Here is a 19528-nt window from a genome sequence, read left to right as displayed (position 1 = left end):
TGGGGGAGCATGACCGACACGAGTGTCGTGCGGGCCGTCAACGCGCTCACCGGGCGCTGGGCGCGGGCCGCGGTGACGGACGACGAGGGCACCGTCTTCACCGGCGCCGGGGTCTGGCCGTTGCTGGCGCTGCTCGCGGGCGCCGCCGACGGCCCGGCCCGCGGGGAACTGGAGGGCGCGCTCGGCGTCGGCGCGGAAGGCGCGGACGGTGCGACGGCGCTCGGCCGCGCGGCCGTCGAGGCGCTGGCCGCGATCGACGGCGTCGACGCCGCCACCGGGCTGTGGACCCGTCACGACCTGCCGGTGCGGTCCGCATGGGAAGCGGAGCTTCCGTAGGGCGTACGCGGCGTGCTGACCGGTGACACCGAGCGCGACGGCAAGGAGCTGGACGCGTGGGCCTCCCGGCACACCGGGGGCGCGATCGCCGAGATGCCGGTGCCGCTGACGCCCACCACCCAGCTGGTACTGGCCGGGGCGCTCACGGTGAAGACGGCCTGGCGCGAGCCGTTCCAGCCGGGGATGCTGACGCCGAAGGACGGGCCGTGGCAGGGCCGGGCACTGGCCGGTCTCAGCCGGACGACGGGCGACCTCGACGGGGTGCTGCGGGTCGTCCCCGACACCCCGGCCGGGCCGCTCACCCTGTCGGGGGTCGCGGGCGACAACGGGCTCGATGTGCATCTGGTCCTCGGCACCGAGGGCGTTCCGGGCGGCGAGGTGCTGGAGGCCGGAATCGGCGCGGTGGCCGGACGGTACCCGGGGCGGGGAGGCCGGGCGCTGCTGGACGGCGAGACGGGGCCCGGCGTGACGGTCATGTCGGTCGCCAGCTGGGACGACACCCCGTCGGTCGCCCTCACCACCCCGCAGTTCACCGTCGATGCCCGGCACGATCTGCTGCGGCACGCGGAGCTGTTCGGGCTGCGCACCGCGCAGGACACCGCCCGTGGCCACTTCCCGGGGATCAGCCCGAGCCCGCTGGCGATCTCCTCCGGCCAGCAGTCCATGACCGCTTCGTTCAGCGCCGAGGGTTTCTGGGCGGCGGCCGTGACCGCGCTGGCCATGGCGCCGGGCGGGGGCCCGCCGCAGCGGACGGCGAAGCGGATCTCGGTGAGGTACGACCGCCCGTTCGGCTTCCTGGCCGTGCACCGGGCCAGCGGTCTGGTGCTGACGGCGGGCTGGGTCACCGAGCCCGAGGCCGGTGCCGACAACCCGTGGGGGCTGCCGGGGCGCTGACCCGGCGCGTCAGCCGGTGAGCATCCGCTCCCGCAGCCGTTCCCGCTGCGGGGCGGTCAGCCCCAGCCCTTCGGTGAGATAGCGCTCGGCGCCGCCCCAGGTCTCCTTTATCGTCTCGAAGGCCGCCCCCAGATAGGCGGAGCGCGCGTCGAAGAGCGGGCCCAGCAGCTCCAGCACCTCCGGGGACATGGGGTCGGACCCGTCCGCGGGATTGCCCTTGCGCCAGATCTTGTAACGCCGGTGGGCGGCGGCCGACTCCAGATAGTCGGCCTCGATGGCCTCCCGCTCGACCCCGAGCGCGAGCAGGGTCACCGCGACCGAGATACCGGCCCGGTCCTTGCCCGCGGAACAGTGCATCAGCACAGGGGAGCTGTCCTCCGCCATCGCACTGAGCACCCGGCCGTGCTCGACGATGCGGCTGGTGATGATGGCCCGGTAGGCGTTGATCATCCGCCGCTCGGCGCGTCCGTCGTCCAGCAGCTCCCGCAGGGTGTTGAGGTCGCCCTCGCGCACCATCGTCCAGAACCCGGCGCCGTCGGCCGGGTCGGACAGCGGAAGGTTCACGTTCCGCACGCCCGTGAGGGAGACGTCCGGGCCCTCCAGCTTGATGTCCGCCGCGTTGCGGAAGTCGAAGACCGTGTGCAGGCCGAGCGAGTCGAGGAAGGCCGCGTCGCTGTCGGTGGCATGGGCGAGGTGCCCGCTGCGGAACAGCATGCCGGGCCGCAACCGCCGGCCGTCGGAGGTCGGCAGACCGCCGACGTCGCGGAAGTTGCGTACCCCCACCAGCTCGGGCTCGGCCTGCGGGACCTGCGGCGACGGCTGCGTCACGGGCGCTCCTCACGTTCGGCCGCCACGCCGCTCGTCGACGAGGCGGGATCTGCTGACCATACGACATTGAGTTCCTGCTGCAATCAGTTCTTCCGACCGCGCGGTACGGAGCCATTGCCGTGCGCGGAACCCTGCCCGATGATGTTGCTACCTGTGGGGAATTGGGGATGCGTGATGATTGAAATCGGCGAAAACGGTCGGCTCTGGCTGCTCTCGGGGCGACGCAGCAGCTACGCCCTGCACCTCACCGACGAGGACACCCTGCTCCATCTCCACTGGGGCCCGCGCCTCACGGTCCCGGATGCCGAGGCCCTCGCCGCCGAACCTCTGCCCGCTGATCGAGGGTTCGAATCGCCGTGGGACGGGCGCGAGGAGTACCCGGTGGAGGGCGGCCCGCGCTTCGTGCGCCCCGCCCTGTCCGTCCGCGCGGCGGGCGTACGGGGCACCGAGTGGCGCTTCGAGAGCGCCACCGTCGGCGACACCGGCGATGAGCTGCGGCTGCGCTTCCACGACCCGCTCCACCACCTCGACATCACCCTCCACTACCGGATGCGGGACGACGGCGACGTCATCGAGCGCTGGACCACCCTCACCCACACCCTCACCCACACCCTCGCCCCTACCGGCACCCCGGACGACGCCCCGCTGGAACTGCTGCGCGCCGACTCCGCCGCCTGGTCGCTGCCGACCCGCGACCGCCACCGGCTGAGCCATCTGTACGGGCGGTGGGCCGCCGAGAGCCAACTCGCCCGCACCGACCTCACCCCCGGCGAGAAGGTCATCGGCAGCCGCCGCGGCCACACCAGCCACCAGCATCTGCCCTGGATCGCGCTCGACGACGGAACGGCCACCGAGGAGAGCGGCGAGGTGCACAGCTGCGCCCTCGCCTGGTCCGGGTCCTGGCGGATCGCCGTCCAGCAACTCGCCGACGGCACCGTACAGACCGTCGGCGGCGCCGGTCACGACGACGCCGGGCTGCTGCTCCTCGCCCCCGGCGAATCCTTCACCACCCCCGTCTTCGCGGGGCTGTGGACCGACGGCGGCTTCGGGGCCGCGAGCCGCGCATGGCACGCCTGGCAGCTCGCCCACGTCATCCCCGGCGCTGACCGGGACCGGCCGGTCCTCTACAACTCCTGGGAGGCCACCGAGTTCGAGGTGAGCGAGGAGCAGCAGCGCTCACTCGCCCGGCTCGCCGCCGGGCTCGGCGTCGAGCTGTTCGTCGTGGACGACGGCTGGTTCGGGTCCCGCACCAGCGACCGGGCCGGGCTCGGCGACTGGACCCCCAATCCGGACCGCTTCCCGCAGGGGCTGGGGCCCCTCGCCGACGAGGTGCACGCGCTGGGCATGCGGTTCGGCATCTGGGTCGAACCGGAGATGGTCAACGCCGACAGCGACCTCTACCGCGCCCACCCGGACTGGGTGCAGCACCACCCCGGCCGCACCCGCACCGAGTTCCGCAATCAGCTGGTGCTCAACCTCGCCCGGCCCGATGTCCGCGCGTATCTGTGGGAACGGCTGGACACTCTGCTGAGCGACGCGCCCATCGACTATGTGAAATGGGACTTCAACCGCTCCTTCACCGACCCCGGCTGGCCCGGCGACCCGTATCCGCAGCGGCTGGGCATCGAGCATGTCCGGGGGCTGTACGAGCTGCTGGGGCGGCTGCGCGCCGCCCACCCCGGGGTCGCGTTCGAGTCCTGCTCGGGCGGCGGCGGCCGGATCGACCTGGGCATCCTCGGCCTCACCGACCAGGTGTGGACCTCGGACAACACCGACCCGCTGGACCGCCTCGCCATCCAGCACGGCTTCAGCCAGCTGCACCCGGCCCGGGTGATGGCCGCCTGGGTCACCGACAGCCCCAACGTCATGGGCAACCAGCGCACCAGCGGGCTCCGCTTCCGCTTCGTCAGCGCGATGGCCGGGGTGCTGGGCGTCGGCGGCGACCTGACGAAGTGGAGCGAGGCCGAACTCACCGAGGCCCGCGACTGGGTGGCGCTCTACCAGCGGATTCGCCCCGTCGTCCAGCACGGTGAGCAGTACCGGCTGCGGCCACCGGGCGGCGGCGGGCTCAGCGCGGTGCAGTACGTACGCGGCGAGGAGACGGTCGTGCTGGCGTGGCTGCACGCGCAGAGTTACGGCGAACCCCAGCCCCCGCTGCGGCTGCGCGGCCTGGACCCGGCCTCGGCGTACGAGGACCTGGCCACCGGAACCGTCCACCGTGGCGCGGTGCTCAGTCATCACGGGCTGCGCACCGGACTGCACGGCGACCTGGACGCCGTCGTATTCCACCTCCGCCGAACTGACCAGGTGGGATAACTCACCCCTGGTCAAGGGGTGGTTACGGTGGCGTAGGTCACGAGTCGGGGTGAAGGATGTCCGGATGTGGCAGACGATTCGCAAAGACTCAAGCATGACGTGATCGGGTCGTACGCAGCCATCGGGGACAGCTTCACCGAGGGCGTCGGCGATCCCGGACCGGACGGTGTGTTCATCGGATGGGCCGACCGGCTCGCCGTCCTTCTCTCCGACCGGCGGCCCGAAGACGAGTTCCGCTACGCCAACCTCGCCGTGCGCGGCCGGCTCCTGGACCAGATCGTCGAGGAGCAGGTGGAGCGGGCGATCGGCCTCGGGCCCGACCTGGTCACCTTCTGCGCGGGCGGCAACGACATCCTGCGGCCCGGCAGCGACCCCGACGATGTCGCCCGGCGCTACGAGGCCGCCGTCGCGGACCTTAAGTCCCAGGTGCCCACCGTGCTGTTGTGCACCGGCTTCGACACCCGTGGCATCCCGGTGCTCCGCCATCTGCGGGGCAAGATCGCCACCTATACGGCTCATGTGCGGGCGATCGCCGACCGCTACGACTGCCCGGTGCTCGACCTGTGGTCGCTGCGCTCGGTGCAGGACCGGCGGGCCTGGGACGACGACCGGCTCCATCTGTCGGCCGACGGACACACCCGGGTCGCGCTGCGGGCCGGTCAGGTCCTCGGCATCGAGGTGCCCGCCGACCCCGACCAGCCGTGGCCGGACGACGGCCGGCGCACCCCCGCCGAGGTGCGCCGGGACAACATCCACTGGGCGCGCGAGTATCTGGTGCCCTGGATCGGCCGACGGCTGCGCGGGGTGTCCTCCGGAGACCATGTGGAGCCCAAGCGCCCGGACCTGCTGCCACTGCGCCACTGAGCCGCCGCGCGCCTCAAGCGGTGCGCCGCGCTACTCCGTATGGGTGAAGCTGGGCTGGTCCTTCAGGCCAGGTAGGCCCAGACGGCGCGGCCCGCGCCGCCCGTGTGGGGCCGTACGCCCCAGGCCTGGGACAGGGCCTCCACGAGCATCAGCCCGCGCCCGCCCTCCTGGTCCACGCTCACCGACGCCCGCGCCTGCGGCACTGTGCGCGCGCAGCCCTGGTCGGCCACTTCGAGCCGCAGCCGGGTTCCCATCAGCTGCAACGAGCAGCGCACCTCATCGCTGGACGTGTGCCGTACCGCGTTGGTGAACAGCTCGGAGACCACCAATTCGGCGCTGTCGAGGGTGTCCTGATCGACACCCCATGAGCGCAGCCGCAGGACGACATGCCTTCTCGCCTCCGCGACGGACGTGCTCAGCGCCGGGAGACGAAACGCGTCCTGAAGGCACGCAGCGACTGCTGAGCCGCTGTGCCCTAACCGGAGAGCCTCGTAGGAAGGAGCCACACCGGACACTATGCTCTGTCACGATCGCTTGTGACAAGGTTCAGTCTGTAAATTACAGAATCGCAAGGACAGACTGTTCCGAAAGCTGAGCCCGTGCCAGACTGCTGTGCTGTGACAGTAAGTGGAGGGGGACGATAGTGGCGGATGCGCGGTCGGGCGGTGCCCCGACCGTCCTGCGGGTCGTGCTCGGTAAGCGGCTCCAGGACCTTCGCGAGAAATCCGGACTGTCCTTCGAACAGGCCGGGCGAGCCCTTGACGTCACCCATGCCACGATCCGGCGCATGGAGAAGGCCGAAGTCGGCCTGAAGCTCCCCTACGTCGAGAAACTGCTGCGCACCTACGGCGTCACCGACCCCGAAGAAGTCGAGGGCTTCCTCTCCCTCGCGCGGGAGGCCAACAAGAACGGCTGGTGGCACCGGTTCCGGGACGTCCTGCCCGACTGGTTCAACACATTCGTGAGCCTTGAGGTGGAAGCCAACCTCATCCGGGCCTACGAGCCGCACTACATCCCCGGGCTGCTGCAGACCGAGGACTACACCCGCGCGGTGCTCCGCGCGGGCATGCCGCACGCCCCCGAGACCGAGATCGAGCGCAACGTCGCGCTGCGCCTGGAGCGGCAGGCCCTGCTGCGCCGCCCCGATCCGCCCATGCTGTGGGTGGTGATGGACGAGACGGTGCTGCGCCGCCCGATCGGCGGGTCCGAGACCATGCGGGCCCAGATCGGCCGCCTGATCGAGGTCGCCGACTCACCCCAGATCAGACTGCAGGTCATGCCGTTCGACGCCGGTCCGCACCCGGCGATGTACGGCCCCTTCCATATCTTCCGGTTCCCGATCCCGGAGCTGCCCGACATCGCGTATACGGAGACGCTCGTGAGCGGCTCCTACTTCGACCAGCGCGATGACGTCTCGGCGTTCCTGGAGGCCCTGGACCGGATGTGCGCGCAGGCCGCGCCTGCACAGACCACTCAGGCCATTCTGAGTGGCATTCGCAAGGAGATCTGAACGATGGATCGCATATGCGGGAGCCGCGCCTACAGCGGCATGCCTGCCAGGGACCTCGGTTCCGAAGGCTGGCACAAGCCGTGGAGCGGTGGCAACGGGGGAAGCTGCGTCGAGGCGATGAGGCTGAAGGACGGCCGGGTGGCACTGCGCCAGTCGACCGACCCGGACGGCCCGGCTCTGATCTACACCGACCTGGAGATGAAGCGCTTCATTCAGGGAGCGAAGTCCGGAGAGGCCGACTTCCTGCTCCTGTGACGCCCGCGCGACCGACGGGGAAAACGGGGACGACGGGCAGCAACAGGCAACAACGGGGAAAAACGGGAACGATGGGGAACGAGGGGGACGGACAAGGGGAATGGCGTGACCGACCAGCGATTATCCGGCCGGCGATTATCCGCCTCACGCATATCCGGTACGCGGGTATCCGGCCAGGACATCGACACCAGCAGACCGCATCCGGCCCGGATGTACGACTACTACCTGGGGGGAAAGGACAACTACGAGATCGACCGCGAGGCCGCCGAGCGCATCATCGGGCAGTCCCCGGACATCCTCGACAGCGCCCGCGCCAACCGCGAGTTCCTGCTGCGCGCCGTCCGTACGGTGGTGACCGGCGGCATACGGCAGATCATCGACATCGGGACGGGCATACCGACCTCGCCCAACACCCATGAAGCGGCCCGGGAGATCGCCCCGGACACCCGCGTGGTGTACATCGACAACGACCCGATCGTCGCCGCGCACGCGGACGCCAAACTGACCAACACCCCGGGAACCCACTTCGCGCTGGCCGACGCGCGCAGACCCGCCGACATCCTGGCGCACCCGGCGGTACGCGACGGCATCGACTTCACCGAACCCGTGGCGCTGCTGCTGGTAGCCGTCCTCCACTTCGTCTCGGACGCGGAGGACCCGGCGGGGACCATCGCCACCCTGACCGAGCCGATGGCCGTCGGCAGCCATCTGGTCATCAGCCACGGCACCCTGGACTTCCATGGCCCCGACCGGGTGGCCGACGAGGTGTACCGGAAGTCCAGCGCCCAGCTGAGCCTGCGCGCCCACGCCGGGATCGTCCCGTTCTTCGACGGGTTCACGATGCTCGATCCGGGGCTGGTGCGGGCGCCGCTGTGGCGCCCGGACGGACCGCCGCCCGATGCCGGGGCCCTCGAATCCGTCGGCATCTACGGCGGTGTCGGCCGCAAGGGCTGAGTCGGCCTTGATTCCCGACGGTGTGCGAAGAGTTGTACCAAGCGCCACCGACAGCCGCCCCGGCGGGAGTTGCGGACGCCCGCACCCCATATCGGCTTGGTCTGGACCTTGACTGGTATAGACCAAGCCGATTGAGTGTCCTCCGACAACACGAGGATTGGGGTGGTCTCATGTGGAGAAGACGCGCCATGACGTGGTTCGCCGCGCTGGCGGCCGTGTGCGCGGTGCTGTTCGGTATGCCCGTGGCCTCCGCGTCGGCGGATGCGGCGGGTACGGCGGACACGACCCCGCGCGCGGCCTGTAGCTACCCGAACTGGGTCGCGGGCAAGTCGTACGTGACCGGTGACATCGTCCGGTACACCGACGGCAAGTACTACCGCGCCGAGCACGACAACCCGGGCTACGACCCGGTGATCAGCACCTGGTACTGGGAGCCGTACGACTGCGGCGGGAGCGGCAACCCGAGCGGCTTCGTCGTGAGCGAGGCGCAGTTCAACCAGATGTTCCCGAGCCGGAACGGCTTCTACAGCTACCAGGGCCTGACCGCCGCCCTGAGCGCCTACCCCGGCTTCGCGAACACCGGCAGCGACACCGTGAAGAAGCAGGAGGCCGCCGCCTTCCTCGCCAACGTCAGCCATGAGACCGGCGGTCTCGTCCACATCGTCGAGCAGAACCAGGCGAACTACCCGCACTACTGCGACTGGAACCAGCCCTACGGCTGCCCCGCGGGCCAGGCCGCGTACTACGGCCGCGGACCGATCCAGCTCAGCTGGAACTTCAACTACAAGGCCGCGGGCGACGCGCTCGGCATCGACCTGCTGGGCAACCCCTGGCTGGTGCAGAACGACGCCGCGGTGTCCTGGAAGACCGCCCTGTGGTACTGGAACACCCAGACCGGCCCGGGCACCATGACCCCGCACAACGCCATGGTCAACCAGCGCGGCTTCGGCGAGACCATCCGCAGCATCAACGGCAGCCTGGAGTGCAACGGCGGCAACCCGGGCCAGGTGCAGAGCCGGATCAACGCGTACCAGAACTTTGTCCGGATACTCGGCACCACCCCCGGCTCGAACCTGAGCTGCTGATCCGCTGATCTCCCGGGATAAATGAGATGCGCCGGACGGGCCGCGCGCGCCAGCCTGGTACGCATGGCGTGGACGACGACCGACGATCTCGATGAGTTCCGGGCCGCCGCGGGCGCGTTCCTGCGCGCCCGCCCGGTCCGGCACACCCTTCTCCTGACCGTCGTCTCCTCGCTGGCGGCGGCGGGACGTGGCCGCTACGGCGACCAGCCACCGGTCTACGGCTGGTGGCGGACGCCCTCGGGCGAGGTCGACGGTGCGTACGTCCGCACCCCGCCCCGTCCGCCGCTGCTCTCCGCCATGTCCGCCGAGGCGGCGGACGCGCTGGCCCGCACCCTCGCGGGGGCGGACCGGCAGGCGGTGGAGCAGTCGCGGATCACCGGGGTGAACGGCGCCCGCCCGGTCGCCGAGGCCTTCGCGGACGCCTGGCAGCGGCACACCGGGGAGACCAGCGGGACCGGCCACGTCCAGCGGCTGTACCGGCTCGACACCCTGACCCCGTCCGGGCCCGTACCACGGGGGCGGGCCCGGACGGCCACCACCACCGACCGCGAGCTGCTGCTGAGCTGGTACGAAGCGTTCGGCCGCGACACCGGGGCACTGCCCGAGGACGAGGCCGCCCGCGCGGTGGACGACCGGCTCAGCCACCGCGGCGCCCTGCTGTGGGAGGTGGACGGCGAACCGGTCGCCACCGCCGCGGTGAGCCGCACGGTCGCGGCCACCGTCCGGGTCTCGCTCGTCTACACCCCGCCCGAGCTGCGCGGACACGGCTACGCGGGTGCGGTCACGGCGGCCGTGAGCCGGGCGGCGCGGACCGCGGGAGCCGAGCGGGTGCTGCTCTTCGCGGACCTCGCCAACCCCACCAGCAACGCGCTCTACCAGCGGATCGGCTTCCGCCCGGTCGAGGACCACCTGCTGATGACGTTCACGGACGTGCACTGACGTTCACGCCCCTGAGAACGGCCTGAGCAGACCTGGAGCCCACTTCCGGAACAAGGTCACCGCTCGGGAGAGTTGTCACAGTGCAGCAGCACAACAGCACAGGACACGGGGTGCCCCGTCGCTCCCCTTCACCCAGGAGGTGCCGTGACCGGTTCCAGCCGTCAGCGTGCCCGGCTCGCCACAACCCTGCGCCCCGTCGCCTTCGGCGCGGACCCGGCCGGGGAGCGGATGGAGCGCATCCGGCGGTCCCCGAACTTCGCGAACGGTGTGTTCACCAACCCCGGCGGTGGCCGCACGGCCCCCTCCGGCTCGATGCTGAAGTTCCTGCCGACGTACTTCCGTAAGGAGAATCGCGTACGCCGGGCCCCGTCCGGGACCATTCCGGTGTACCCCACCACCCTCGCCGAACTGGCCGCGCCGCCCGCCTCCGGGCTGCGGCTGACCTGGATGGGCCACTCCAGTGTGCTCGCCGAGATCGACGGGCGGCGGGTGCTGTTCGACCCGGTGTGGGGTCAGCGCTGTTCGCCCTTCGCGGGCGTCGGGCCCAAGCGGCTGCACCCGGTCCCGGTGCCGCTCCGGGAGCTGGGGCCGGTGGACGCGGTGGTCATCTCCCATGACCACTACGACCACCTCGACCTCCCCACGATCCGCGCGCTGGTACGCACCGGCACGATGTTCGTCGTACCGCTCGGGGTCGGCGCGCATCTGGAGCGCTGGGGCGTCCCGGCGGACCGGATGACCGAGCTGGACTGGCACGAGTCCACCGATGTGGCCGGGCTGCTGCTCACCGCCACCCCCGCCCGCCACTTCTGCGGCCGCGGACTGCGCAACACCCAGCACACCCTGTGGGCTTCCTGGGTGGTGGCCGGGCCCGAGCACCGGATCTACCACAGCGGGGACACGGGGTACTTCCCCGGCTTCGCGGAGATCGGGACGAGGTACGGGCCGTTCGACGCGACCATGATCCAGATCGGTGCCTACAGCGAGTTCTGGACCGACATCCATATGACGCCCGAGGAGGGCATACGCGCCCACCTCGACCTCCAGGGCGGCGAGCCCACCCGGGGGATCATGCTGCCGATCCACTGGGGCACCTTCAACCTGGCCCCGCACCCGTGGGAGGAGCCCGCCGAGGGCACCGTCACCGCGGCCCGGGCCGCGGGGGCGAGCGTGGCGGTGCCGCGTCCGGGGCAGCCGTTCGAGCCGGACCGCGGGCTTCCGCTGGAGCCCTGGTGGCGGGCGGTGGCGGCCCCGTCGGCGACGGTCTACCCGGATCTCGCCGAGGAGGTGCGCCCGCCCACGGCTCCGGTCGCCACGGCGGGTGGCGACACCGACCCGGCGGTGCCCATTCCGCAGCCGTAGTACGCCAGTTGAGCCGAAAGCCTTGTGGGTGGTGTGGCGTGCTCGCTTGAATGGTTAGGAAACATTCCTAACGGACCGGCTCAAGCGAGGAGTCCCCCATGTCCAGAAGGATCGGTCTGACGGCGGCGGCCGTGGTGTTACCCGCCGCGCTCGTGTTCACCGGCATCGGAGTCGGCGTGGGCCAGGCGACGGTCGTGCACCCGGCCGCCGCCCCCGTACAGCCCCCGGCTCACCAGGCCGCCGCGGCGGTCAACCTGGACGATCCGGCCAAGAAGGAGATCGCCATGAAGCTGGTCTCCAGCGCCGAGAACTCCTCCCTGGACTGGCGCGGCCAGTTCAAGTACATCGAGGACATCGGCGACGGCCGCGGCTACACCGCGGGCATCATCGGCTTCTGCTCCGGCACCGGCGACATGCTGGAACTCGTCGAGTACTACACCGCGCAGAAGCCGGGCAACGTCCTGGCCAAGTACCTCCCCGCCCTGCGCAAGGTCAACGGCGGCGACTCCCACAGCGGCCTCGACCCCAACTTCACCAAGGACTGGAAGACGGCCGCCGCCGACAAGGCCTTCCAGGACGCCCAGGAACACGAGCGCGACCGCGTCTACTTCAACCCGTCCGTCAAGCAGGGCAAGGACGACGGGCTCGGCGCGCTCGGCCAGTTCATCTACTACGACGCGATCGTCATGCACGGCCCCGGCGACAGCAAGTACAGCTTCGGCGGCATCCGCAAGACGGCCATGTCCAAGGCCAAGACCCCGGCGCAGGGCGGCAGCCAGACAACGTATCTGAACGCCTTCCTCGACGCCCGCAAGAAGGCCATGCAGAGCGAGGAGGCGCACAGCGACACCAGCCGGGTCGACACCGCGCAGCGCGTCTTCCTCAACGCGAGCAACTTCGATCTGAACCCGCCGCTGAAGTGGAAGGTCTACGGCGAGTCCTTCGAGATCAAGTCCTGACCGCGTCCGAGACCCGGCGCGGCGCCCTCGCCCTCACCGGGTGCGCGAGGCGGAGGCTCGCTTCGCGCACCCGCTCGCCGATGCCCGGGCCGGAGGTCAGCGGCCCGCGGCCGTCACCAGCGCCCGCATGACGCGCAGGTCGTCGCCCGCCTCCGGGTGCCACTGGACGCCCAGTACGAAGCCGTCGGCGCCCGGCAGCTCCACCGCCTCCACCGTGCCGTCGCCGGACGCGTACGCGCTCGCGATCAGGCCCTCGCCGAGGCGGTCCACTGACTGGTGGTGGAAGGTCGGGACGGAGAGGGGCTCCGGTAGTGCCTCGGCCAGCAGGGTGCCGGGGACCGGCTTGATCTCGTGCCGTTCGAAGACGCCGGGCGCGCCCGCGTGGGCGTCCAGGTGCTGGTGGAGGGTGCCGCCCAGCGCCACGTTGAGGAGCTGGTGACCCCGGCAGATGCCCAGCAGCGGCACCCCGGCCGCCAACGCCGCCTCGATCAGGGCGAGTTCCCAGGCGTCGCGCTCCCGGGCGGGTGGGCCCGTCCGGGGGTCGGGCTCGGCGCCGTACCGTACGGGCTCCACATCCGGGCCGCCGGAGATCACGACCGCGTCGAGACGGGAGACCACGGCGGCCGCCGAGCCCGCGGCGGGGTCCGGGGGCAGCATCGCGGCCAGGCCCCCGGCGCGCTGGACGAGTCGGTGGTACCCGGTGGGGAGGAGGGCGGCGGGGAGGTTCCAGACGCCCCAGTGCGCCGTGGCTTCGAGGTAGGTGCTGATGCCGATCAGAGGGGGCACGGTCGTTCCGATCTCTCAAGTTCTCTCAGTCGCGGGACAGTTCGGCCTCGGCCTCCGCCAGCGCCGCGAACTCCTCCTCCGGCGCCGACGCGACCAGACGGTGGCGGCTGTAGAAGGCGAAGTAGGCGAGCGCCACGGCGTAGACGCCGAGGGCGATGAAGGCCGCGTCCTGGTCCACCAGGAAGGTGGCCAGCAGCGCCGCGCAGGCCAGGACGAAGGCGATGGACGAGGTCACGACGCCGCCGGGGGTGCGGTACGGGCGGTCGAGGCCCGGCTCGCGGCGCCGCAGCACGATGTGGGAGAGCGACATCAGGGCGTACGAGATGGTGGCGCCGAAGACCGCGACGTTCAGCATCCGGGCGCCGTCGCCCGACCAGGCGGCGAGGCCGAAGCCGATGGCGCCGGGCACGAGCAGGCCCAGGTAGGGGGCCTTGCGGCGGCTGGTCAGGGAGAGGAAGCGGGGGAGGTAACCGGCCCGGGAGAGGGCGAACAGCTGCCGCGAACCGGCGAAGATCAGGGAGAAGAAGGAGGCCACCAGACCGGCGAGACCGGCGTAGTTGACGACGCGGGAGAGCGCGGTGGGCTCACCGTCCGGCTGGAGCGCCTCGACCAGCGGGTTGCCCGCCGCCTGCACGGCGTCCGGGCCGCGGGCGCCGGTGGCCGCGAGGAACGTGAGCAGCGCCAGGAGCAGCAGGATGCCCATCGAACAGGCCATGGCCTTGGGCAGGGTGCGGGCAGGCTCACGGGTCTCCTCGGCCGCGAGCGGAACGCCCTCCACGCCCAGGAAGAACCACATGCCGAAGGGGAACGCCGCCCAGATGCCGAGCAGTCCGAACGGCAGCCAGGAGTTGGCGCCGAACGCCGAGTGGTCGACGGCGATGTCGTTCAGCGAGCCCGAGTCGAACTCGGTGAAGGCGGCGGCGGCGAAGATCAGCAGCGCGGCGACGGCGATGACGGTCACGACGAGGCTGAACCGCAGCGCTTCGCCCACGCCCCACAGATGGATACCGATGAAGATCGCGAAGCAGGCGAGATAGACCGGCCAGCCGGACTCCAGGCCGAAGAGGCCGAGCGATTCGACGTAGTCGCCGATGAAGATGGAGATGGCGGCGGGCGCGAGGACGTATTCGATGAGGATCGCCGTGCCGGTGAGGAACCCGCCCCAGGGGCCGAGGGCGCGCCGCGCGAAGCCGTAGCCGCCGCCCGCGGTGGGGAGGATCGCGGCCAGTTCGGCGAGGGCGAAGACCATGCACGTGTACATCAGGCCCATGAGCACGGCGGCGATGGCCAGCCCGCCGAAGCCGCCCTCCGCGAGGCCGAAGTTCCAGCCGGAGAAGTCGCCGGAGACCACATAGGCGACGCCGAGGCCGGTGAGCAGCAACGGGCCCGCGCTGCCGCGCCGCAGGGTGCGCCGCTCCAGATAGCCGGATGTGCCGGGTTCACCGGATGCGCCGGGTTCACCGGGGTCGGGGGAGGTGCGGGCGGTCTCGGTTCCTTCGGCCATGTCAGCCATGGGCACTCCTGGCTTCGCACGAGGGGACGGGCACGGGGTGGGGATTGGTGTAGCCGCATACCTTTGCCGTACGGGGAGGGTCCGCGCAAGACCCTCCGCGAGAAACAGGGGTTACCGCAGGAACCCGCGCAGCAGCGCCGCCGTGCCCTCGCAGTGCTCCCGCATCACCTCGCGCGCCCCGTCCGCGTCCCCGTCCAACACCGCCTCGACCAGCGCGCCGTGCTGGGCCTGGGAGTGCTCCAGGTTCCGTACCAGCAGCGGGATGCAGTCCAGCAGGTCGTTGACGGTGGCGCGGACGGCCGCGTACTGGGCGGCCAGCGACGGTGAGCCCGCCAGCTCGGCCAGGGTCAGGTGCAGCATCGTGTCCAGGCGGCGGTAGTCGGCGGGCGGGGCGTCGCGCGTGGCGTCGAGGGCGGCGCGCAGCCGCGCGGCCCGGCCCTCGTCCAGGCCGTGGGTGGCGCACAGCCCGGCCGCGCCGACCTCCAGGACCTCCCGGAAGCGCAGCGTGTCCTCGACGTCCACCGCCTCGACCCGCCGCCGCAGCTCGTCCCCGCCGCCCGCGGCGGGCTCCGGCCGGGCCCGTACGAACGTGCCGCCGTACCGGCCGCGGCGGCTCTCCACGATCCCCTGGTCCTGGAGCACCTTCAGCACCTCGCGCAGAGTCACCCGGCTGATCCGCAGCCGCTCCGCGAGCTCGCGCTCGGCCGGGAGGCGGTCGCCGTCGGGGACCAGCCCCAGCCGTACGACCTGGAGTATCTGCTCCAGCGCCTCCTCGAAGCCGTTCCCGGCGCGCACCGGGCGCAACACCGGCGCCAGCCGGTCGCCACCGCCGCCGTATGTTCCGCCGTGTGTCCCGGCGCCATGTGTCTCGTTCATCGAAGCGTCCGCACCTCCTTCCCAATCAATGGTCTGCGGTATTACCTTAAGGCCACCCCGCGTCCTCCACACCCGTCCGAAGCCAGGAGGCACCACCGTGGCAGACCGCACGCCCCCACTCTCGGTCGACGAGCTGACCAGGCTCGTCGCCGCCGGGGAGATCGACACCGTCGTCCTGGCCTTCACCGATATGCAGGGAAGACTGCAGGGCAAGCGCTTCGCCGCCCGCTTCTTCCTCGACGATGCCCTGGAACACGGCACCGAGGGCTGCAACTACCTGCTCGCCGTCGACGCCGACATGAACACCGTCGGCGGCTACGCCATGTCCTCCTGGGAGCGCGGCTACGGCGACTTCGCCCTGCGCGGCGACACCGCCACCCTGCGCCGCACCCCCTGGAACCCCGGCACCGCGATGCTCACCGCGGACCTGTCGTGGCACGGCGGCTCGCCCGTGGTCGCCTCCCCGCGGCAGATCCTGCGCCGCCAGCTCGACCGGCTCGCCGAGCGCGGCTGGACCGCGTACGCCGGGACCGAGCTGGAGTTCATGGTCTTCCGGAACACCTATGAACAGGCCTGGGACAGCGCCTACCGCGGGCTCACCCCCGCCAACCAGTACAACGTCGACTACTCCATCCTCGGTACCGGCCGCGTCGAGCCCCTGTTGCGCCGCATCCGCAACGAGATGGGCGCCGCCGGAATGACCGTGGAGTCGGCCAAGGGCGAGTGCAACCTCGGCCAGCACGAGATCGCCTTCCGCTACGACGACGCGCTGACCACCTGCGACCAGCACGTCATCTACAAGACCGGCGCCAAGGAAATCGCCTCCCAGGAGGACATGGCGCTCACCTTCATGGCCAAGTACGACGAGCGCGAGGGCAACTCCTGCCACATCCACCTCTCGCTGCGCGACGAGGCCGGACACCCCGTGCTCGCCGACGACGACGGCACGTACGGCATGTCCAAGACCATGCGCCACTTCCTGGCCGGGCAGATGGCCGCGATGCGCGACTTCACCCTCCTCTACGCCCCCAACATCAACTCCTACAAGCGCTTCCGGCCCGGCTCCTTCGCGCCCACCGCCGTCGCCTGGGGGCCGGACAACCGCACCTGTGCGCTGCGCGTCATCGGCCACGGCCAGGCGCACCGGCTGGAGAACCGGCTCCCCGGCGGCGACGTCAACCCGTACCTCGCCGTCGCCGGAATGGTGGCCGCCGGGCTGTACGGGATCGAACAGGAGCTGGAGCTGCCGGAGGTCTGTACCGGCAACGCCTACACCGGCGACGCCGCACACGTGCCGACCTCGCTGCGCGACGCCGCCGACCTGTGGCAGGCCAGCCCCATAGCGCGGGCCGCCTTCGGCGACGAGGTGGTCGAGCACTACCTCAACATGGCCCGCGTCGAGCAGGAGGCGTACGACACCGCCGTCACCGACTGGGAACGCTTCCGGTCCTTCGAGCGCATGTGATGAGGAACGCGATCATGCCCCACCCCCACGAACACCACATCCTCAACCCGGCGACCGAGGAGGTCATCGCCACCGTCCCGGCCGCCACCCCCGGGGACGTGGACGCCGCCGTCGCCCGCGCCGCCACCGCCCAGCGCGGCTGGGCCGTCCTCGCCCCCGCCGACCGGGCCCGGCTGCTGCGCCGCTTCGCCGCCACCGTGGACGACCACGTCGAGGAACTGGCCGCGCTGGAGGTCCGCGAGGCGGGCCACCCCATCGGCAACGCCCGCTGGGAGGCGGGCAACGTCCGCGATCTGCTGGAGTACGCGGCCGGGGGAGTGGAGCGGCTGAACGGCGCCCAGATCCCCGTCGCGGGCGGCCTGAACATCACCTTCCACGAACCGCTCGGCGTGGTCGCCGTCATCGCGCCGTGGAACTTCCCGATGCCGATCGCCGGGTGGGGCACCGCGCCTGCCCTCGCCGCGGGCAACGCCGTCCTCCTCAAGCCCGCCGAGACCACCCCGCTGACCGCCCTCCGGCTCGCCGAACTCGCCCTCGCCGCCGGGCTGCCCGAGGGGCTGTTCCAGGTGCTGCCCGGCGCCGGGCCGGTGGCCGGGGCCGCGCTGGTCGAGCACCCGGGCGTCGCCAAGGTCGTCTTCACTGGGTCGACGGCCGTCGGCAAGGAGATCATGGCGAAGTGCGCGGTGGGCGTGAAGCGCGTGACGCTCGAACTCGGCGGCAAGAGCCCCAACATCGTCTTCGCCGACGCCGATGTCGAGGCGGCGGCGGCCGCGGCACCCGGCTCGTTCCTGGACAACACCGGCCAGGACTGCTGTGCCCGCAGCCGCATCCTGGTCCAGCGCGGCGTCTACGACCGGTTCATGGAGCTGCTGGAGCCCGCCGTGCGGTCCTTCGCGGTCGGCGATCCGGCCGACCCCGCCACCGCCATGGGCCCGCTGATCTCGGCCGCGCAGCGCGAGCGCGTACGGTCCTACGTCCCCGAGGACGCGCCCGCCGCCATCCGCGGCGAAGCCCCCGGTGGCAAGGGCTTCTGGTACCCGGCGACCGTCCTGGAGGCCACCGCGCCCGGTGGCCGGACCGCCGTGGAGGAGATCTTCGGCCCCGTCGCCGTCGTCCTCCCCTTCGAGGACGAGGCCGACGCCGTACGGCTGGCGAACGCGACCGACTACGGCCTCTCCGGCTCGATCTGGACCCGCGACGTGGGCCGCGCGGTGCGCGTCTCGCGCGCCGTCGCCGCCGGGAACCTGTCGGTCAACTCGCACAGCAGCGTGCGCTACGCGACCCCGTTCGGCGGCTACAAGCAGTCCGGTCTCGGCCGGGAGCTGGGCCCCGACGCCCTGACCGCCTTCACCGAGACCAAGAACGTGTTCATCAGCACCGAGAACAGCACCGAGAACGGCACCGAGAACAGCACCGAGGAGCAGTGACGTGACCGAGACCGTGACCGAAACTGTGGCCGAGACCCCCGTCTGCCGCCGCCTGGTGGGCCGTACCGCCGTCATCACCGGCGCGGGCAGCGGCATCGGCCTGGCCACCGCGCGCCGCCTCGCCTCCGAGGGCGCGCGCGTCGTCTGCGCCGACATCGACGAGTCCGCGGGCAAGGCGGCGGCCGACGAGGTCGGCGGGCTCTACGTCCGGGTGGACGTCACCGATCCGGAGCAGGTCGAGGCGCTGTTCAAGACCGCGTACGACACCTACGGCTCGGTCGACGTGGCGTTCAACAACGCGGGCATCTCGCCGCCCGACGACGACTCGATCCTCACCACCGGCCTCGACGCCTGGAAGCGGGTCCAGGAGGTCAACCTCACCTCCGTCTATCTGTGCTGCAAGGCCGCGCTGCCCTATATGCGGCGCCAGGGCCGGGGGTCCATCGTCAACACGGCGTCCTTCGTGGCCGTCATGGGCGCCGCGACCTCGCAGATCAGCTACACCGCCTCCAAGGGCGGGGTGCTGGCGATGTCGCGCGAGCTGGGCGTGCAGTTCGCGCGCGAGGGCATCCGGGTCAACGCGCTGTGCCCGGGGCCGGTCAACACACCGCTGCTGAAGGAGCTGTTCGCCAAGGACCCGGAGCGGGCGGCGCGGCGGCTGGTGCACGTACCGGTCGGGCGGTTCGCCGAGCCGGAGGAGATCGCGTCCGCGGTCGCCTTCCTGGCCAGCGACGATTCCTCGTTCGTCAACGCGGCCGAGTTCCTGGTGGACGGCGGCATCGCCGGGGCGTACGTCACTCCTCTGTAGTCACGGGGGACGGTGGCCGGCGGGCACCACGGGGCGGCCGCCGGCCGGCACTCCCGCTCCGTTGCGGGCTCATGGCGGCCGCGTCGTTGCCGCCCGGACACACCCCATTTACCGGCGCGCCAGATTCTCTGGCGCGCCGGAGGTTTTTTTTCTGCCCTGAAATATGCCCCCGGCAAGAAACGGAAATGCGGGATGTGATTTTGTCGCCGTTCGGACATGCGGTCCTCATTGCCGCTCGGGCCCGGTGGGGTCTGTCTCGAATGGCCTTCCGCGATATGGAATACGGTGGCGGGTATTCGGTGGCCGAGACAAAGCGTTTCGGTCTCCGTATCGGTGCGTCCCGGGTCGTGC

19 protein-coding genes are annotated in these 19528 nt (G+C 71.3%); 14 read left to right on the top strand and 5 right to left on the bottom strand.

Features of this window, described 5'->3' with window-relative positions:
• Window positions 1-9: 9 nt before the first annotated feature.
• A complete protein-coding gene (locus tag ABZ370_RS20885; protein ID WP_358622807.1) occupies window positions 10-336 on the top strand; it encodes a hypothetical protein in 327 nt (108 codons plus the stop codon).
• Window positions 337-348: 12 nt separating this feature from the next.
• On the top strand, window positions 349-1230 hold the full coding sequence (locus ABZ370_RS20880) for a serpin family protein (RefSeq protein ID WP_358622804.1): 882 nt from the start codon (window positions 349-351) through the stop codon (window positions 1228-1230).
• A 9-nt stretch (window positions 1231-1239) separates the two neighbouring features.
• Here the strand turns inward: ABZ370_RS20880 and ABZ370_RS20875 are convergent, their stop codons facing one another.
• The gene (locus tag ABZ370_RS20875) at window positions 1240-2058 is read right to left on the bottom strand and encodes a tyrosine-protein phosphatase (RefSeq protein WP_358622802.1); all 819 of its coding nucleotides are present in this window, start codon (window positions 2056-2058) and stop codon (window positions 1240-1242) included.
• Between the two features lie 174 nt (window positions 2059-2232).
• On the opposite strand from ABZ370_RS20875, the gene ABZ370_RS20870 reads away from it, so the two are divergent.
• On the top strand, window positions 2233-4374 hold the full coding sequence (locus tag ABZ370_RS20870; protein ID WP_358622800.1) for an alpha-galactosidase: 2142 nt from the start codon (window positions 2233-2235) through the stop codon (window positions 4372-4374).
• A 66-nt stretch (window positions 4375-4440) separates the two neighbouring features.
• A complete protein-coding gene (locus tag ABZ370_RS20865; protein WP_358622798.1) occupies window positions 4441-5238 on the top strand; it encodes an SGNH/GDSL hydrolase family protein in 798 nt (265 codons plus the stop codon).
• Window positions 5239-5300: 62 nt separating this feature from the next.
• On the opposite strand, the gene ABZ370_RS20860 is transcribed toward ABZ370_RS20865, so the two are convergent.
• On the bottom strand, window positions 5301-5744 hold the full coding sequence (locus ABZ370_RS20860) for an ATP-binding protein (protein WP_358622796.1): 444 nt from the start codon (window positions 5742-5744) through the stop codon (window positions 5301-5303).
• 137 nt (window positions 5745-5881) lie between these two features.
• On the opposite strand from ABZ370_RS20860, the gene ABZ370_RS20855 reads away from it, so the two are divergent.
• The 7 genes from ABZ370_RS20855 (at window position 5882) to ABZ370_RS20825 (ending at window position 12302) form a co-directional block, all read left to right on the top strand.
• The gene (locus tag ABZ370_RS20855; RefSeq protein WP_358622793.1) at window positions 5882-6748 is read left to right on the top strand and encodes a helix-turn-helix transcriptional regulator; all 867 of its coding nucleotides are present in this window, start codon (window positions 5882-5884) and stop codon (window positions 6746-6748) included.
• Window positions 6749-6751: 3 nt separating this feature from the next.
• On the top strand, window positions 6752-7003 hold the full coding sequence (locus tag ABZ370_RS20850; protein ID WP_358622791.1) for a DUF397 domain-containing protein: 252 nt from the start codon (window positions 6752-6754) through the stop codon (window positions 7001-7003).
• A gap of 150 nt (window positions 7004-7153) precedes the next feature.
• Window positions 7154-7957, top strand: a complete 804-nt coding sequence (locus ABZ370_RS20845) for an SAM-dependent methyltransferase (RefSeq protein ID WP_358622887.1) — start codon at window positions 7154-7156, stop codon at window positions 7955-7957.
• Between the two features lie 236 nt (window positions 7958-8193).
• Window positions 8194-9042 (top strand): glycoside hydrolase family 19 protein, encoded by an 849-nt coding sequence (locus ABZ370_RS20840; protein ID WP_358622884.1) that lies wholly within the window; start codon window positions 8194-8196, stop codon window positions 9040-9042.
• 63 nt (window positions 9043-9105) lie between these two features.
• On the top strand, window positions 9106-9981 hold the full coding sequence (locus tag ABZ370_RS20835; RefSeq protein WP_358622788.1) for a GNAT family N-acetyltransferase: 876 nt from the start codon (window positions 9106-9108) through the stop codon (window positions 9979-9981).
• Window positions 9982-10125: 144 nt separating this feature from the next.
• Window positions 10126-11343, top strand: a complete 1218-nt coding sequence (locus ABZ370_RS20830) for an MBL fold metallo-hydrolase (protein ID WP_358622785.1) — start codon at window positions 10126-10128, stop codon at window positions 11341-11343.
• Window positions 11344-11441: 98 nt separating this feature from the next.
• Window positions 11442-12302: a chitosanase gene (locus ABZ370_RS20825; protein WP_358622782.1), complete on the top strand. Its 861-nt coding sequence runs from the start codon at window positions 11442-11444 to the stop codon at window positions 12300-12302.
• Between the two features lie 96 nt (window positions 12303-12398).
• Here the strand turns inward: ABZ370_RS20825 and ABZ370_RS20820 are convergent, their stop codons facing one another.
• The 3 genes from ABZ370_RS20820 to ABZ370_RS20810 form a co-directional block, all read right to left on the bottom strand.
• Entirely contained in the window at window positions 12399-13088 is a 690-nt protein-coding gene (locus ABZ370_RS20820; protein WP_358622779.1) for a gamma-glutamyl-gamma-aminobutyrate hydrolase family protein, read from the bottom strand.
• A 25-nt stretch (window positions 13089-13113) separates the two neighbouring features.
• On the bottom strand, window positions 13114-14592 hold the full coding sequence (gene eat / locus ABZ370_RS20815) for an ethanolamine permease (RefSeq protein WP_358622881.1): 1479 nt from the start codon (window positions 14590-14592) through the stop codon (window positions 13114-13116).
• 120 nt (window positions 14593-14712) lie between these two features.
• Window positions 14713-15477 carry an FCD domain-containing protein gene (locus ABZ370_RS20810; RefSeq protein ID WP_358622776.1) on the bottom strand — a complete coding sequence of 255 codons (765 nt, stop codon included), beginning with the start codon at window positions 15475-15477 and terminating at the stop codon, window positions 14713-14715.
• Between the two features lie 97 nt (window positions 15478-15574).
• Between ABZ370_RS20810 and ABZ370_RS20805 the strand changes: the two genes are divergently transcribed.
• From ABZ370_RS20805 to ABZ370_RS20795, 3 genes are read left to right on the top strand one after another with little or no spacing between them, the layout of a single operon-like run.
• Window positions 15575-16942, top strand: coding sequence for a glutamine synthetase family protein (locus ABZ370_RS20805; protein WP_358622774.1), 1368 nt, complete (start codon window positions 15575-15577; stop codon window positions 16940-16942).
• A gap of 14 nt (window positions 16943-16956) precedes the next feature.
• Window positions 16957-18369, top strand: a complete 1413-nt coding sequence (locus tag ABZ370_RS20800) for an aldehyde dehydrogenase family protein (RefSeq protein ID WP_358622772.1) — start codon at window positions 16957-16959, stop codon at window positions 18367-18369.
• A gap of 13 nt (window positions 18370-18382) precedes the next feature.
• Window positions 18383-19177 carry a 3-oxoacyl-ACP reductase gene (locus tag ABZ370_RS20795; RefSeq protein WP_358622879.1) on the top strand — a complete coding sequence of 265 codons (795 nt, stop codon included), beginning with the start codon at window positions 18383-18385 and terminating at the stop codon, window positions 19175-19177.
• Window positions 19178-19528 lie beyond the last annotated feature (351 nt).

It is taken from the genome of Streptomyces sp. NPDC005962, from assembly GCF_040629205.1.
Lineage (GTDB): Bacteria > Actinomycetota > Actinomycetes > Streptomycetales > Streptomycetaceae > Streptomyces.
Note: the sequence above shows the minus strand (reverse complement) of the source record. Positions and strands in the feature narration are given on the sequence as shown.